Source organism: Roseovarius sp. (assembly GCF_040223625.1).
Classification (GTDB): Bacteria; Pseudomonadota; Alphaproteobacteria; order Rhodobacterales; family Rhodobacteraceae; genus Roseovarius.
The window spans coordinates 143,819-159,224 of record NZ_JAVKFX010000027.1 but is presented as its reverse complement, the minus strand read 5'-3'; the positions used below and the strand labels follow the sequence as shown (position 1 = coordinate 159,224).

16 protein-coding genes are annotated in these 15,406 nt (G+C 65.7%); 10 read left to right on the top strand and 6 right to left on the bottom strand.

Features of this window, described 5'->3' with window-relative positions:
* Positions 1-20: 20 nt before the first annotated feature.
* Positions 21-608 (bottom strand): hypothetical protein, encoded by a 588-nt coding sequence (locus RLN94_RS08075; RefSeq protein ID WP_350125285.1) that lies wholly within the window; start codon positions 606-608, stop codon positions 21-23.
* A 130-nt stretch (positions 609-738) separates the two neighbouring features.
* On the opposite strand from RLN94_RS08075, the gene RLN94_RS08070 reads away from it, so the two are divergent.
* A complete protein-coding gene (locus tag RLN94_RS08070; RefSeq protein WP_350125288.1) occupies positions 739-1,149 on the top strand; it encodes a SufE family protein in 411 nt (136 codons plus the stop codon).
* 63 nt (positions 1,150-1,212) lie between these two features.
* On the opposite strand, the gene RLN94_RS08065 is transcribed toward RLN94_RS08070, so the two are convergent.
* Both RLN94_RS08065 and RLN94_RS08060 read right to left on the bottom strand, forming a co-directional pair.
* Entirely contained in the window at positions 1,213-1,848 is a 636-nt protein-coding gene (locus tag RLN94_RS08065) for a DUF1638 domain-containing protein (protein ID WP_350125291.1), read from the bottom strand.
* A gap of 69 nt (positions 1,849-1,917) precedes the next feature.
* Positions 1,918-2,622 (bottom strand): cobalamin B12-binding domain-containing protein, encoded by a 705-nt coding sequence (locus RLN94_RS08060; protein ID WP_300894508.1) that lies wholly within the window; start codon positions 2,620-2,622, stop codon positions 1,918-1,920.
* Between the two features lie 205 nt (positions 2,623-2,827).
* Between RLN94_RS08060 and RLN94_RS08055 the strand changes: the two genes are divergently transcribed.
* Positions 2,828-3,922 carry a PA0069 family radical SAM protein gene (locus RLN94_RS08055; RefSeq protein WP_350125295.1) on the top strand — a complete coding sequence of 365 codons (1,095 nt, stop codon included), beginning with the start codon at positions 2,828-2,830 and terminating at the stop codon, positions 3,920-3,922.
* A gap of 6 nt (positions 3,923-3,928) precedes the next feature.
* Here RLN94_RS08055 and bmt read toward each other — a convergent pair whose 3' ends face one another.
* Positions 3,929-4,954 (bottom strand): betaine--homocysteine S-methyltransferase, encoded by a 1,026-nt coding sequence (gene bmt / locus RLN94_RS08050; protein WP_350125298.1) that lies wholly within the window; start codon positions 4,952-4,954, stop codon positions 3,929-3,931.
* Positions 4,955-5,105: 151 nt separating this feature from the next.
* Positions 5,106-5,420 (bottom strand): DUF1476 domain-containing protein, encoded by a 315-nt coding sequence (locus RLN94_RS08045; RefSeq protein ID WP_350125301.1) that lies wholly within the window; start codon positions 5,418-5,420, stop codon positions 5,106-5,108.
* 186 nt (positions 5,421-5,606) lie between these two features.
* Between RLN94_RS08045 and purC the strand changes: the two genes are divergently transcribed.
* From purC to RLN94_RS08005, 8 genes are all read left to right on the top strand, one after another.
* Entirely contained in the window at positions 5,607-6,368 is a 762-nt protein-coding gene (gene purC, locus RLN94_RS08040; protein ID WP_350159169.1) for a phosphoribosylaminoimidazolesuccinocarboxamide synthase, read from the top strand.
* A gap of 20 nt (positions 6,369-6,388) precedes the next feature.
* Positions 6,389-6,628, top strand: coding sequence for a phosphoribosylformylglycinamidine synthase subunit PurS (gene purS / locus RLN94_RS08035; protein WP_350128412.1), 240 nt, complete (start codon positions 6,389-6,391; stop codon positions 6,626-6,628).
* Positions 6,628-7,143: a hypothetical protein gene (locus tag RLN94_RS08030; protein WP_350128409.1), complete on the top strand. Its 516-nt coding sequence runs from the start codon at positions 6,628-6,630 to the stop codon at positions 7,141-7,143. Before purS ends, RLN94_RS08030 begins: the two co-directional genes overlap by 1 nt.
* Positions 7,140-7,808 (top strand): phosphoribosylformylglycinamidine synthase subunit PurQ, encoded by a 669-nt coding sequence (gene purQ, locus RLN94_RS08025; RefSeq protein WP_350128406.1) that lies wholly within the window; start codon positions 7,140-7,142, stop codon positions 7,806-7,808. The genes RLN94_RS08030 and purQ overlap by 4 nt, the downstream gene beginning before the upstream one ends.
* A 40-nt stretch (positions 7,809-7,848) precedes the next feature.
* Positions 7,849-9,636, top strand: coding sequence for a sensor histidine kinase (locus tag RLN94_RS08020; RefSeq protein WP_350128403.1), 1,788 nt, complete (start codon positions 7,849-7,851; stop codon positions 9,634-9,636).
* Positions 9,637-9,657: 21 nt separating this feature from the next.
* On the top strand, positions 9,658-10,992 hold the full coding sequence (locus RLN94_RS08015) for a sigma-54-dependent transcriptional regulator (protein WP_350128400.1): 1,335 nt from the start codon (positions 9,658-9,660) through the stop codon (positions 10,990-10,992).
* Between the two features lie 61 nt (positions 10,993-11,053).
* Positions 11,054-11,809, top strand: coding sequence for a meso-2,3-butanediol dehydrogenase (budC, locus tag RLN94_RS08010; protein WP_350128397.1), 756 nt, complete (start codon positions 11,054-11,056; stop codon positions 11,807-11,809).
* 483 nt (positions 11,810-12,292) lie between these two features.
* Positions 12,293-15,070, top strand: coding sequence for an Rne/Rng family ribonuclease (locus RLN94_RS08005; RefSeq protein WP_350128394.1), 2,778 nt, complete (start codon positions 12,293-12,295; stop codon positions 15,068-15,070).
* A gap of 61 nt (positions 15,071-15,131) precedes the next feature.
* On the opposite strand, the gene RLN94_RS08000 is transcribed toward RLN94_RS08005, so the two are convergent.
* Entirely contained in the window at positions 15,132-15,362 is a 231-nt protein-coding gene (locus tag RLN94_RS08000; RefSeq protein WP_350128391.1) for a sulfurtransferase TusA family protein, read from the bottom strand.
* Between the last annotated feature and the right edge of the window lie 44 nt (positions 15,363-15,406).

The window sequence follows — 15,406 nt, the reverse complement described above, 5'->3', positions numbered from 1 at the left end:
CGAGACGGTAGCGACAGTCCCTAGCGGCGGGCGCTCTGGCGGGTGTTGCGCTTGGCGATCACCCGGATCGTCCGGATCTTCTCAAGGTCGCCATGGCTGAGCGGCTGCGCCGCCTGGATGCGGCGGGTGTGCTCGGGGCCCTGCGGCGTGTTGATCGGCTGCAGCGCCAGGAATTCGTAGGTCAGCACGCCATCCACCGGTTCGCCGTCGAACAGCGGGAAGAGCCGCACGTCATAGGCGCCCTGCCGCGTGGTGACGCCGACGGCGCGCACGATGGCGCCGGTGGCCGTCGGCTCGATCGTGAGGTCGGTCACCTGGCTGATCAGCGTGCCCTGGTAGATGACTTCCTTCTTGCGCCCGAAAAGGCCCGTGCGCTCTGTCGTCACCTTGCGGTTGGCCGCGCTCAGCTGCGAATACCCGCGCTCGCCGATCAGCGGGTTCACCTCCTGCACGCGCCCGTCCGCCGTGCGCACCATGGCCGGCTCCGTCTCGACCGAGGTGCTGCGCCCGAACCAGTTGGCCGGGTTCAGCCGCGAGTCTCGCAGGCCCCCGCCGCAGGCCGAAAGCAGCAAAGTCGAAAGGATGAGGGCGACAACAGTGAAACGCATGCACGATGACCTTTCCTTGGCTTTCCGCCTGTTACCGCAATTGGCGTGACTTGAAAAGCGCCCTTGGGGCTGGACGTGCCGCAAATCCGCGCCTAGGTGTCTGGGAGCGCAAGGAAAAGGGACCGGACCGTTGGCCACCGAGGCATTTGAGGAGATCGTCGAGGATTTCGAGTTCCTCGAGGACTGGGAAGACCGCTACCGCTACGTGATCGATCGCGGCAAGGCGATGGAGCCGCTCGACGACGCCCTGAAGGTGCCGGCCACAAAGGTCGACGGCTGCGCCAGCCAGGTCTGGCTCCACCCCCGGATCGAGAACGGAACCTTCAGTTTCGAGGGCGAAAGCGACGCGATGATCGTGCGCGGGCTGATCGCCGTGCTCAAGGCGCTCTATAACGGCCGTCCGGTGGCCGAGGTGCCGAAGGTCGACGCCCATGGCGAACTGGCCCGGCTGGGGCTGAACGACCACCTCTCCTCGCAGCGCTCCAACGGCCTGCGCGCGATGGTCGAGCGCATCCGCAACGTTGCGGCCGAGGCGGCCTGAGCGGGGAAGGGGCGCTGCCCCTCTTGGCCCTGCGGGCCAATTCACTTCAGAGGAAGCGGCAGGTCAGGCCCGGGCGGCGAGCGCGGTCTTAAGATCTCCGTAACCGGTGAAGCGATACTCGTAGTCGAGCCCGAGTCGCGCGGCGCAGTCCCGCGCCTTCGCTTCAAGCGCCGGGTCGTTAACCTGCGCTTGATAAACCAGCTTGGTGTAATTGCCGAAGATCATGTCGCGCAGCTCGGGGTGCCGGTCGAGGCCCATGGGCTTCCACACGAAGGCGTCGAACTGCTTCACCAGGAAATCGGTGAGATAGAAAGCGGTGATCTCGTCGCGCGCGGCGAAGGTGTCGCTGCCCTCGAAGAAGGAATAGCAATGCGGGCCCGCCACCATCTCGACCCCCAGCTCGGCACATTTCGCCTGCAAGAGGCCGCCGGTGCCGCAATCGGCATAGACCACGAAGATCTCGTCATAGGCGTCGCGGTTCTCGCGCACCGTCTCCTCTACGGCCTGCGTGATCTTCTCGGGGTAGAGGTGATACTTCGCCGGCAGGCATTGCAGCACCATGTGCTCCCAGCCATTGGCCCGCTTGAGCGCCAGGATCTCCCGCGCCAGCGCCCCGCAGGCGATGAGCAGGATGCGGCCCCGCGCCGGCTCGGCGAAGCCGTCCTCGGTCAGGGTGGTGTCGCTCGGCAATTCGGTCATCACGTCATCCCAAACAGAAACGGCCCGCACGATCCGGCGGGCCGTTCCGAATGCCTCTCTGGCGGCGGCTCAGCCCGTGGCGCCCTGGTTGTGCTTGCGGCTGACGAAGGTCTTGGCGGTTTCCACCGCCACGGCCGCGTCGCGGCAGTAGGCGTCGGCGCCGATCGCCTTGCCGAATTCCTCGTTCAGCGGCGCGCCGCCCACCAGTACGATGTAATCGTCGCGCACGCCCTGTTCCACCATCGTGTCGATCACGACTTTCATGTAGGGCATGGTCGTGGTCAGCAGGGCCGACATGCCGAGAATGTCCGGCTGTTCGGTTTCCAGCGCCTCGAGATAGTTCTCGACCGGGTTGTTGATGCCGAGGTCGACCACCTCGAACCCGGCGCCTTCCATCATCATCGAGACGAGGTTCTTGCCGATGTCGTGGATGTCGCCCTTGACCGTGCCGATCACCATCTTGCCCACGCGGGGCGCGCCGGTTTCGGCCAGCAGCGGCTTGAGGATGGCCATGCCGCCCTTCATCGCGTTGGCCGCCAGCAGCACCTCGGGCACGAACAGGATCCCGTCGCGGAAATCCTTGCCGACGATGGTCATGCCGCCGACCAGCGCCTCGGTCAGGATCTGGTAGGGTTGCCAGCCACGCTCGAGAAGAATGTTCACCCCCTCCTCGATCTCTTCCTTGAGACCGTCATAGAGGTCGTCGAACATCTGCTGGACAAGTTCCTCGTCGTCCAGTTCCGACAGGATGATGTCGTCTTCTTCGTCGGACATGAGCCGTTCCTTGCATTCGCTGGCGCCGCGCGCGTGTGTTTCTCGCGAAGCTATCGTCAATTTGTCGCAGGCGCACTTTCCGAATTACGACACTGCCGGTCTCGCTTCCGACGCGTCGCGCGATTTCGCGCCGGGGCTGGCGTCTTCACCCCAACCTGATCCATGGGTTATTGCAAATGTTCCCCTAATGTTCCATGAATGACCCATGGATCAGGACCTGCCCGATACCGTCGACCCGAGGCTCCGGCGCCGCGCCCGCGGCGCCCGCAGCAATGCCGCCGGCCGGTACGAACGGCATGGCCGGGTCTACGAGGATGATGGCTGGAACCGGGACCCCGAGGAGGAGGCGCCGCTGCGCACCCAGGTCAGCCTCGAGGTGCCGCGGCGGATGATCACCTACAACCGCTCACCCGACCTGCCGTTCGACCGCTCGATCAACCCCTATCGCGGCTGCGAGCATGGCTGCATCTACTGCTTCGCCCGGCCCAGCCACGCCTGGCTCGGCCTGTCGGCGGGGCTCGATTTCGAGACCCGGCTGGTGGCCCGCCCCGACGCTCCCGAGGTGCTGACGCGGGAGCTGTCGAACAGACGCTACCGGCCTGCCACAATCGCCATCGGCACCAATACCGATCCCTACCAGCCGATTGAAAAGTCACATGAAATCATGCGCGCCTGCCTCAAGGTGCTGAGCGATTTCAACCACCCCGTGGGCATCGTCACCAAGGGACCCCTGATCGAGCGCGACATCGACATCCTGTCGGACATGGCCGCCCGCGGGCTGGTGCGCGTGGGGCTTTCGGTCACCACGCTCGACCCCGAACTTTCCCGCAAGATGGAACCTCGCGCGCCGTCGCCCGCCCGCCGGCTGAAGGCAATTGAGCGGCTGAGCGCGGCCGGCATCTCGGTCAGGATCATGACCTCGCCCATCGTCCCGGCCATCAACGACCACGAGATCGAGGCGCTGCTCAAGGCCGGCAAGGACGCCGGCGCCGAGGGGGCAAGCTGGGTCATGCTGCGCCTGCCGCTGGAGGTGTCGCCGCTGTTCCGTGAATGGCTCGAGACGCATTTCCCCGACCGGGCCGCGCGGGTCATGGGGCTCGTGCGCGGCATGCATGGCGGCAAGGATTACGAGGCGCAATGGGGCCGCAGGATGCGGGGCGAGGGGGCCCATGCCGAGATGATCGCAGCCCGCTTCCGCGTGGCCGCCGCCCGGCTGGGGCTCAACAAGCGCCTGCCGCCACTCCGCACCGATCTCTTCGCCATACCGCCCCGCGCGGGCGACCAGCTCGCGCTGTTCTGAGGCGCCTCAGCCCCGGCGCCGACGCCCGCCACGGCCCCGGCGGGCCGATTGCGGATCGCTGTCCTCTTCCGTGCCGTCGACGGCCGACGAGAACGGCCCCAGCGCCTCGGTGATCCGGTCCAGCGTCGGCCGCCCGCCGCGCTCCCGCGTCTCCAGCGCCTCGCGCATCTGCGACAGGTGCTCGGGCATCGTGCCACAGCAGCCCCCGATGATCGTGGCCCCCGCATCGCGGGCCAGCACGGCGTATTCCGCCATCAGCTCCGGCGTGCCGTCGTAATGGATGTGCCCGTCCACGTATTTCGGGATACCCGCGTTGCCCTTGGCGATGATCGGCCGCCCGGTGCCCTGTGCCACGAAGCCCAGCACCGTGCGCATCAGGTCCGACGCGCCCACGCCGCAATTCGCGCCGTAGGCGAGCGGCGGCGTGTCGAGCTTCTCGACCATCTCGGCCATCCCGGCCGAGGTCAGGCCCATCATCGTGCGGCCCGCCGTGTCGAAGCTCATCGTGCCGCACCACGGCATCCCGGCCAGCCGGAACGCCTCGGCCGCGGCCTGGTATTCCTCGGGCGCCGAGATGGTCTCGAGCCACAGCACGTCGGCCCCGCCTTCCTTCAACCCGTCGGCCTGCTCGTGGAAAATCTCCACCGCCAGCTCATGGGTGAGCTTGCCCATCGGCGCCATGATCTCGCCCGTCGGGCCCACCGAACCCGCCACGATCACCGGGCGGTCCCGCCGGTCGGCCACCTCGCGCCCGATCTCGGCCGAGATGCGGGACAGTGCCCGCGCCCGTTTCTCCGCCCCGTGCAGCTTCAGCCGCGCGGCGTTGCCGCCGAACGAGTTGGTCAGGAACAGGTCGCTGCCCGCGTCGACGGCCATGGAATAGAGCGTCTCGATCCGGTCCGGATGCTCCTCGTTCCACATCTCGGGCGCGTCGCCAGAGCTGAGCCCCATGTTGAAGAGGTTCGTGCCCGTGGCGCCATCGGCCAGGATCCAGTCGCGGGTTTCCATCATGCGGGAGAGGGCGTCGGTCATTCGGATATCCTGTGAAAAGACTGAGGTTTCATCTGTCACGTTCCCGCTTTGCACGCAAATACAAAACATGCATCATTTACATGAGCGCGGCATGAAAAAGGGGCGCCCCCGCAGCCGCGAAAACGCCCCTCTAAGTTTGCAGATCAGGGGCTTACGCCTCTTTCATCACCTGGTCCTTGGCGATTTTCAGAAGCTCGTCCATCTTGCCGCGGATCGTGTCGGCATCGGCCAGGTCGCCCAGGTCGCCCGCGACCTTGCGCACCACGTCCTCGTGGCCGGCTTCCTCGAAATCCGATTTCACCACCTCGACGGCATAGGCGTTGGCATCCTCGCCGGTCTTGCCCAGCAGCTCCGCCGCCCAGAGGCCCAGAAGCTTGTTCCGGCGCATCTCGGCCTTGAACTTCATCTCCTCGTCATGGGCATACTTGTTTTCGAAGGCGTTTTCGCGATCGTCGAATGTGGTCATGTCTCCGCTCCCAGGCAAAGCGTTTCGGTTTCCCCTTGGGTATGCCCTCAGGGGCCGCGTTCCGCAAGGGGGCAGGGCGCCGCGGGGCCCTTGTCCCCGGTGCTTGCGGCAGAGGGTCCCATGCCTTATGGAGAGCGCAAAGGCAGGACGGGGAGTCGCCCGGCACCTGCAGTATCTGGAGTCAGCATGGCGCGTCGCAAGAAAATCTACGAAGGCAAGGCGAAAACCCTGTACGAGGGGCCGGAACCGGGCACCATCGTGCAGTATTTCAAGGACGACGCCACCGCCTTCAACGCCGAGAAGAAGGACGTGATCGAAGGCAAGGGCGTGCTCAACAACATGCTGAGCGAGTATTTCATGACCGGGCTGACCAACGTGGGCATCCCGAACCACTTCCTGAAACGGCTCAACATGCGCGAACAGCTCGTCCGCGCCTGCGAGATCATCCCCCTCGAGGTGATCGTGCGTAACTACGCCGCGGGCTCGATGGCCAAGCGGCTGGGCATCGACGAGGGCACGCAGCTTCCCCGCCCGATCGTGGAATACTGCCTGAAGAACGACAAGCTGGGCGATCCGCTGGTCACCGAGGAACACATCGCCGCCTTCGGCTGGGCCACCCAGCAGGACATGGACGATATCCTGAGCCTCGCGCTGCGGGTCAACGACTTCCTGTCGGGCGTGATGTTCGGCGTCGGAATCAAGCTGGTCGACTTCAAGATCGAGATCGGCCGCGTCTACGAGGGCGATTTCATGCGCCTGATCGTGGCGGATGAAATCTCGCCCGACAGCTGCCGGCTGTGGGATATCGAAACCGGCCAGAAGCTCGACAAGGACGTGTTCCGCCGCGACCTCGGCAGCCTGACGGATGCCTATTCGGAAGTGGCCAAGCGGCTGGGTGTCATGCCCAAGGCATCGACCCCGATGACCAAGCCACACCTGATCAACTGAGCAGAAGAGGGGCAGGGCCGATGAAGGCACGTGTGCAAGTGATGCTGAAAACCGGTGTGCTCGACCCGCAGGGCGAGGCGGTGCGCCACGCGCTTGGGTCGCTGGGCTTCGACGGGGTCGAGGGCGTCCGCCAGGGCAAGGTGATCGAGATCGACCTCGCCGAGACCGACAAGACGAAGGCCGAGGAAACCGTCACGCAGATGTGCGAAAAGCTGCTCGCCAACACGGTTATCGAAAGCTACACGGTCGAGATCGCCTGATGGACCGCCCCCGGGGCTATACCGGGGCAATCGTGGCATGGGCCCTGTCGGGCCGGCTCGCACGGATGACCTGGCGCCAGCGCGTCGCGGTGATCCTCTTCGCCTTTCCGGTGCTGATGCTGCTTGCGGCGGCGCTCTTCGGACTGGAAAGCGCGGTCTACGTGCTCCGCTCCGAACGCGTCATCGGCACGGTCGTGGAACGCTACGAATGGCCGGGCGAGACGATCTTCGACCGCGGCACGGTGAATTACGAACCGGTCTTCACCTACGAGATCGACGGCGCCCCCCGCCGCGCCAGCGTCGGCAGCGCGCATGCCTCCTTCGACATCGAGGTGGGCGAGACCGCCGCCATCCGCGCGATTCCCGCCTCCCGCGGCAACGTGCGGCTCGACACCTGGCAGGGCTTGTGGTTTATGCCCGTTATCCTTGGGCTCATCAGTCTTGTCGGCTGGGCCGTCGCCGGTCTGCTCTGGCTCGCCACCGACAGGATCTTCTTCAGAAAGGACACGACATGAAAGCGGCAGTGGTGGTCTTTCCCGGCTCGAATTGCGACCGGGACCTGAAAGTGGCTTTCGAGAACGCCGGGGCCGACGTGACGATGGTCTGGCACAAGGACACGCAGATGCCCTCCGGCATCGACGTGATCGGCGTGCCGGGCGGCTTCTCCTTCGGCGACTACCTGCGCTGCGGGGCGATCGCGGCGAACTCGCCCATCTGCCAGTCGGTCATCGCCCATGCCGAGCGGGGCGGCTATGTCCTGGGCGTCTGCAACGGCTTCCAGGTGCTGACGGAAACCGGCCTTCTGCCGGGGGTCCTGCTGCGCAATGGCGGGCTGAAGTATGTCTGCAAACCCGTTGAACTCAAAGTGGAAACCGCCGACAGCGCCTATACCTCAGGCTACAGCCAGGGCGACACGATCACCATCCCGATCGCCCACCATGACGGCAACTACTATGCCGACGAGGACACGCTCAAGCGCCTCAACGACGAGAACCGCGTCGCCTTCCGCTACGTGCAGAACCCCAATGGCTCGCTTGAGGACATCGCCGGCATCCTGTCGGAAAACCGCCGCGTGCTGGGCATGATGCCCCACCCCGAGCGGATGGCCGACCCCCTGCACGGCAATACCGAGGGGCGCATCCTCTTCAACAGCCTCGTCGACCAGTTGCAGACCGCGTGAGCCCTTGTTGCAACGGCTGCGGCGGCGTATCCTGACCCGCATGGCAACGTCGTCGGACAAAGAGCCCTCGGGCGGCTCTCGCAGGCGGTTGCGCACGCTGAGCTGGCGGGCGCGGCTTGCGCTTGCGATCCTCGTGGTGCTCGCTGTCTCGACCGTGGCGGTGACCAACAGCCTGCTGACCGACCGCTTCACCGAGACGACGCGCAACCGGGCCGAGCTGCGGCTGGTGCTCTACAGCGGCAACCTTCTGAGCGAGCTGCGCCAGAACGCCATCGTCCCGCAGCTCCTGTCGCGTGACCCGACGCTGATCTCGGCGCTGGCCACTTCGGATTTCTCGCAATCCTCGCAACGGCTTATCTCGTTCAACGAGGAGATTTCGGCGGCCTCGCTGACGCTTCTGGGCAATGACGGCCGGGTGGTCGCCTCGACCGACCGGGAATCGATCGGCCAGTCCTACCGCGAGTCGCCCGTGTTCATCGAGGCGACGCGCTCGAAAGACAACATTTTCAACATCCTCCGCGACGATGCCGGCCGCTTCCGCTTCTTCTATTCCCGCCGGGTGGAGACACAGGCGGGGCTGGCGGGCGTGATCCTCGTCGAGGTGGGGCTGGGCAAGTACGAACGCGCCTGGGCCGGTATTTCCGACGCCGTCCTCGTCACCGACAGCGAAGGGCGGATCATCCTTGCCACCGAACCCCGCTGGCGCGGCCTGACCGAGGAGGAGGCGCTCGCCAAGGAGCCGCCCTCCAGCGCCATCCAGCGCGCCCTGCAGGCCACCGCCGACTGGAACACGCTGCCGCCCGACGCCTATGTCCAGGGCGAGGCGGTGATGCGCGTGGGGGGCCGCGTGGCCTTCCGCGGGTGGCGCATCGCCAGCTTCACCACCTATGCCAGCGTGCGGGAAAAGGTGAACGGTTTCCTCGCGCTCGAGATCATGTGCTTCGCCATCCTGCTGGCGCTGGCCTTCTATTTCCTCAACCGCAAGGCCACCGTGCGGATGGCGCTCTTCCAGCGCGAGTCGGCGGAGCTTCGCGCACTGAACATGCGGTTGCAGCGGGAAATCGCCGAAAGACAGAGGGTTCAGGAAAACCTCGCGGTGGCCGAACAGACGCTGGCGCAAAGCTCCAAACTGGCCGCATTGGGCGAGATGTCGGCGGCGGTCAGCCACGAGTTGAACCAGCCGCTGGCGGCGATGAAAACCTATCTCGCCGGCGCCCGCCTGCTGCTCAACCGCAACCGCCCGGAGGAGGCCATCTCCTCCTTCCAGCGGATCGACGACCTGATCGAGCGGATGGGCGCGATCACCCGGCAGCTCAAGTCCTACGCCCGCCAGAGCGGCGACGAGCTTGCGCCTGTAAACATGGCCGATGCGCTCAATTCCGCCCTTGCCATGATGGAGCCGCAGCTGCGCCAGCGGCAGGTCAAGATCACCCGCACGCTGCCCGACGGGCCGGTCATGGTGATGGGCGACCGGGTGCGCATCGAGCAGGTGATGATCAACCTGCTGCGCAACGCGCTCGACGCCACCAGCACCGTGCCCGACGCCACCATCGACATCATCCTCGCCGCGGGCGAGACCGCCGTGCTGACCGTCCGCGACAACGGCATCGGCATCGAGAACATCGAGAACCTGTTCGAGCCGTTCTACACCACCAAGCAGCCGGGCGAGGGGGTCGGGCTGGGCCTTGCCATTTCCTCGGGCATCGTGAACGACTTGGGCGGGCGCCTGACGGCACGCAACGCCGCATCGGGCGGGGCTGTATTTGAAATGCAGCTACCTATCTTACCGGAAGACACGCAGACGGCCAAACGGCCGGCCGCAGAATAATTGGCAGCGGAGAAGAACAAGATGCCAAGCGCCATGAAGATCGCGATCATCGACGACGAAAAGGACATGCGCCAGTCGATCAGCCAGTGGCTGGCTTTGTCCGGCTACGACACCGAGGCCTTCCCATCGGCCGAGGAGGCGCTGAAGGTGCTGGGCCCGGATTACCCCGGCATCGTCGTCACCGACATCAAGATGCCCGGCATGGACGGGATGCAGTTCCTCAAGAAGCTGATGGGCACCGACTCGAGCCTGCCGGTGATCATGATCACCGGCCATGGCGACGTGCCCATGGCGGTCGAGGCGATGCGGATGGGGGCGTTCGACTTCCTCGAAAAGCCCTTCAACCCCGACCGGATGAACGAACTGGCCAAGAAGGCCGCCAATGCCCGCCGGATGACGCTCGATTCCCGGGCGCTGCGGCGCGAGCTGTCGGATGGCGGCCAGCTCATGAAAAAGCTGATCGGCCAAAGCCCGGTGATGGAGCGCCTGAAAGAGGACATCCTCGATCTCGGGCAGGCCGACAACCACGTGCTGATCGAGGGCGAGACCGGCACCGGCAAGACGCTGGTGGCCCATGCCCTGCACGCCGTGGGTGCCCGGGCCGGCAAGAAGTTCGTGCTGATCTCCTGTGCCGCGCTGGAACAGGACGTGCTGGTCAAGCGCCTGCTGGGCCCGATGAACCCCGAGGACAACCAGCTTCCCGCGGTGGAAGAGGCCCGTGGCGGCACGCTGGTGCTGGAAGACATCGAGTCGCTCAGCGACGCGGCACAGGCCAAGCTGCTTACCTTCATCAACGACGAGGGCACGCCGCCGGAAACCCGGATCGTGGCCATCTGCAACCTTCAGGAACAGGACCGCACCTGCGAAGACGCGCTGCGGCCTGACCTGTTCTACCGGCTGGCCAGCCTGCGGATCACCGTGCCGCCGCTGCGCCAGCGGGGCGAGGATATCCTGACGCTCTTCACCCGCTTTTCCGACCAGTTCGCCGAGGATTACGGCTGCGACGCGCCGCAGGTCAGCGCGCAGGAAGCCGCCCAGCTGCTGCAGGCCCCGTGGCCCGGCAACGTCCGCCAGCTCATCAACGTGGCCGAGCGCGCCGTGCTTCAGGCCCGGCGCGGCAGCGGCACCATCGCCTCGCTGCTGATGTCGGATCACCAGGACATGCAGCCGGTGATGACGACCGAGGGCAAGCCGCTCAAGGAATATGTCGAGGCGTTCGAGCGGATGCTGATCGACAACACGATGCGCCGGCACAAGGGCTCGATCGCCTCGGTGATGGACGAGCTGTGCCTGCCGCGCCGGACGCTGAACGAGAAGATGGCCAAGTACGGGCTGCAGCGGTCCGACTACCTCTAGCGCGCCGGAACCAGCCCGCGGACCACGCGTTCCTCCTTCAACACGAAAAGGAGAGAGCAGCATGACCCGCACCGCCATCATCACCGGCGCCGGCTCAGGTATCGGCGCCGCCACGGCCCGGCGGTTTGCCGAGGACGGCTGGAACGTCGTCCTCAACGGTCGGACGAAGGAAAAACTTCAGGACGTCGCCAAGGACCTGCCCGAGATGCAATGTCATGTCGTGCCGGGAGACGTGTCGTCCGCCGCCGAGGTCGAAAAGCTGGTCGAGGAAACGGTCGCAACCTTCGGCGGCCTGACCTGTCTGGTCAACAATGCCGGCATCGCCCGCGGCGGCGGCCCGGGTGAGCTGTCCCATGACGACTTCGAGGAGACCATGCGCATCAATGCCGGGGGTGTCTTCAACTGCGTCACCGCCGCGCTTCCGCATCTTCGGAAAGCGGAGGGCGCCTGTATCGTCAATACCTCCTCGGTTTCGGGCGAAGGTGGCGACTGGACGATGTTCGGTTACAACGCGTCCAAGGGCGCGGTCAGCAACATGACCCGCGCCATGGCGCTGGACCTTGCGCCGGATATCCGCGTCAACGCCGTGGCGCCGACGATGACCGAGACCGCTATGTCGGAAGGAATTCGCGAGGATGACGCCCTGATGACGCGCTTCAAGGACCGCATCCCGATGGGCCGCGGCGCCCAACCCGAAGAGGTGGCCAGCGTGATCGCGTTTCTCGCCTCGGCCGACGCGCGTTTCGTCAACGGCGTGGTCCTGCCGGTCGATGGCGGGCTCATGGCGTCGAACGGTCAGCCCAACTTCTCCGCCTGACCGGACTGGCGCCCGCGCGGGCCAGTGCCTCGCAGGCGAAACGTCTCCGCGCATTTCGCGCCCCGGTGAGCCCCGACCAGCCCCGCCGCGCGTGCGCGAATTGGCGCGCGGTCACGATTACCCATTGTGTTTTACCGCCGTCCCCCGTTATTTAGGAGACATGATCCACCGATGGTGGACCATTTCAGAGTTTCGCTGCCTCAGCCCGAAAAACGGATTGCGAGGCAACCGATTGGGTCCTTTGATGGACCACGAGACGCCGACACATCCCGAATGATGATGCGGCACATGAACGGGGGCGGGGGCCGAGGCTCCGCAGCCCTGGAGAAGAACCGCGATGACGCGCGCGAGAACATCGACGTTCCACGGAAAGACCCGATCCGGTCGGGCCTTCCGCGCGTTGCATATCGCTTCAGAAAGACATGACCAACGCCCGCTCGCACCCCCGGGGTGCAGGCGGCCCTTGTCGTGCAACGGACATAAATGGCTAAGAAGATGCTTATCGATGCCACCCACGCGGAAGAGACCCGCGTCGTGGTGGTCGACGGAAACAAGGTCGAGGAATTCGATTTTGAATCCGAGAACAAACGGCAGCTCGCCGGAAATATCTACCTCGCAAAGGTAACGCGGGTCGAACCGTCGCTTCAGGCGGCCTTCGTCGATTACGGCGGAAACCGGCACGGCTTCCTCGCGTTTTCGGAAATCCACCCGGATTACTACCAGATCCCCGTGGCCGACCGCGAAGCCCTGCTCGAGGAAGAGCGCGCCTATGCCGAACAGCAGCGCGCCCGCGAGGATGACGACGAGAAGCCCAAGAAATCCTCCTCGTCGCGCCGCTCGTCGTCGCGCTCGAAGGCCGCGAAGGCGAAATCCGACGATGCCGTGACCTCCTCCGAGGAAATCTCGGGCATGGAGACGATCGAGCTCGACGAGGGCACCGGGGCAGGGGACGAGGAAGGCCTCTCGCCGATGGAGACCGTGGCGGAAACCCCGGTCGAGGAACCCGAAGAGGACAGCGCCGGCGCGGAGACGTCGGAAGGCGACGACAAGTCTGCGGCCAAGGACGCCAAACCGGCCGAGGACGATCACCAGGATCATGCCCACGACGACAACGGCAACGGTAACGGCAACGGCGCGTCCAAGGGCCGGACCTCGTCGAAGCGCTCGGATGCGGCGTCGAAGGACGACACGATCGAGTCGATCGCCGACGATGACGACACCGACGACATCCGCCCGCCGCGCAAACCCCGCCCGCGCCGCTACAAGATCCAGGAGGTCATCAAGGTCCGCCAGATCCTGCTGGTGCAGGTCGTCAAGGAAGAGCGCGGTAACAAGGGCGCGGCGCTGACCACCTACCTGTCGCTGGCCGGCCGGTACTGCGTGCTGATGCCCAATACCGCCCGCGGCGGCGGCATTTCCCGCAAGATCACCAATGCCGCCGACCGCAAGAAGCTGAAGGAAATCGCCTCCGAGATCGACGTGCCGAAGGGCGCCGGCCTGATCGTGCGCACCGCAGGCGCCAAGCGCACGAAATCCGAGATCAAGCGCGACTACGAATACCTGCAGCGCCTGTGGGAGCAGATCCGCGAGCTGACGCTGCAATCCATTGCGCCCGCGAAGATCTACGAGGAAGGCAACCTGATCAAGCGGTCGATCCGCGACCTATACAACCGCGACATCGACGAGGTGCATGTCGAGGGCGAGGCCGGCTATCGCGTGGCCAAGGACTTCATGAAGATGATCATGCCGTCCCACGCCAAGAACGTGAAGCATTACGGCGACCAGATGCCGCTTTTCGCCCGTTACCAGGTGGAAAGCTATCTCAGCTCGATGTTCAACCCGACGGTACAGCTCAAGTCGGGCGGCTACATCGTGATCGGCGTGACCGAGGCGCTGGTGGCGATCGACGTGAACTCCGGCCGGGCCACCAAGGAAGGTTCGATCGAGGAAACCGCGCTCAAGACCAACCTCGAGGCCGCCGAGGAAGTGGCCCGCCAGCTGCGCCTGCGCGACCTTGCCGGCCTGATCGTGATCGACTTCATCGACATGGACGAGCGCAAGAACAACAACGCCGTCGAGAAGAAGCTGAAGGACAAGCTGAAATCCGACCGCGCGCGCATCCAGGTCGGGCGCATCTCGGGCTTCGGCCTGCTGGAGATGAGCCGCCAGCGCCTGCGCCCCGGCATGATCGAGGCGACCACACAGGCCTGCCCGGCCTGCCACGGCACCGGCCTGATCCGCTCGGACGACAACCTCGCCCTGTCGATCCTGCGCCAGATCGAGGAGGAAGGCGTGCGCCGCCGTTCGCGCGAAGTGCTGGTGAAATGCCCGGTGGGCATTGCCAACTTCCTGATGAACCAGAAGCGCGAGCATGTCGCCCAGATCGAGATGCGCTACGGCCTGTCCGTGCGGATCGAGGGCGACCCGGTTCTGATCAGTCCCGACTTCAGCATCGACAAGTTCAAGACCGCCACCCGCCACGTGCCCGAGGCCGCGCCGGTGGTGTCGGTCGACAGCTCGCTGATGGACGATGTCGACGAGGACGAAAGCACCGAGGAGGATCAGGCCCAGCAGGCCGAGGAGGCCCCCGCGTCGAACAACGGCGAGGATGACGGCAAGCCCAAGAAGCGCCGCCGCCGGCGCCGCCGCCGGTCCAAGTCACGCTCGGGCAATGGCGAGGATCAGAGGACCGAGGACGCATCGGAGGACAGCAAGTCTTCGGAAGATGCCGGTTCGGAGTCCGATGCCAAGCCGGAGGCCGCGGCAGAGACAGCCGGTGACGATCAACCCGAGAAGACCGAAACCGCAGAGGCGAAGGCCGAAGAGGCCGAGCCCGCCGCGAAGCGCACGGTGACGCGCAAGCCGCGCAGCTCGTCGAAATCCAAAGCCAAGGCCAAGACCGAAGCGGCCGAGGCAACGCCGGAGGCAGCGGAGGCCGCAGAGGCCAAGCCCGAAGAGGCCAAGCCGGAACCGGAAGCGGCCGAGGCATCGGACAGCGCGGAGGACGGGGCCGCCAAGAAACCGGCGCCGAAGAAGACCACCCGGTCGCGCGCGAAGAAGGCCGAGCCGGCGCCTGAACCGGCGCCGGAGCCCGAGCCCGAAGCCGCGCCTGAAGCGGTCTCGGAACCGGCCCCGGCAGAGCCTGCCAGCGCGCCGGAACCCGAACCGGAGCGTCAACCGGAACCCGCCAACGCCACGGCGGAACCGGCCGAGGAAGACGACAAGCCGAAACGCCGCGGCTGGTGGTCGATCGGGCGGTAGATCCGGTCAGAGAAACGAATGATCCCGGCCCCAAGCGGCCGGGATTTTCATGTCCGGCGCCTCAGCCGGACTTGCGCACGCGGTAGGCGGTAAAGCCGTCCTGCTCGTCCATCCCGAGGAAATCATGGCCGGATTCGCTGCAGTAATGCTGTACGTCGATCACCGCGGCCGGATCGTCGGCCCACAGCTCGAGCACGGCGCCAATCTCCAGTGACTTCAGCCGCTTGCGCAGTTTCAGCACCGGCAGCGGGCAGAGCAATCCGCGGGCATCGAGGGTGAGATCGGCTTCCATGCGCGCGGGATAATCCACGCATCACGGCAAGTCTACAGGGTTGT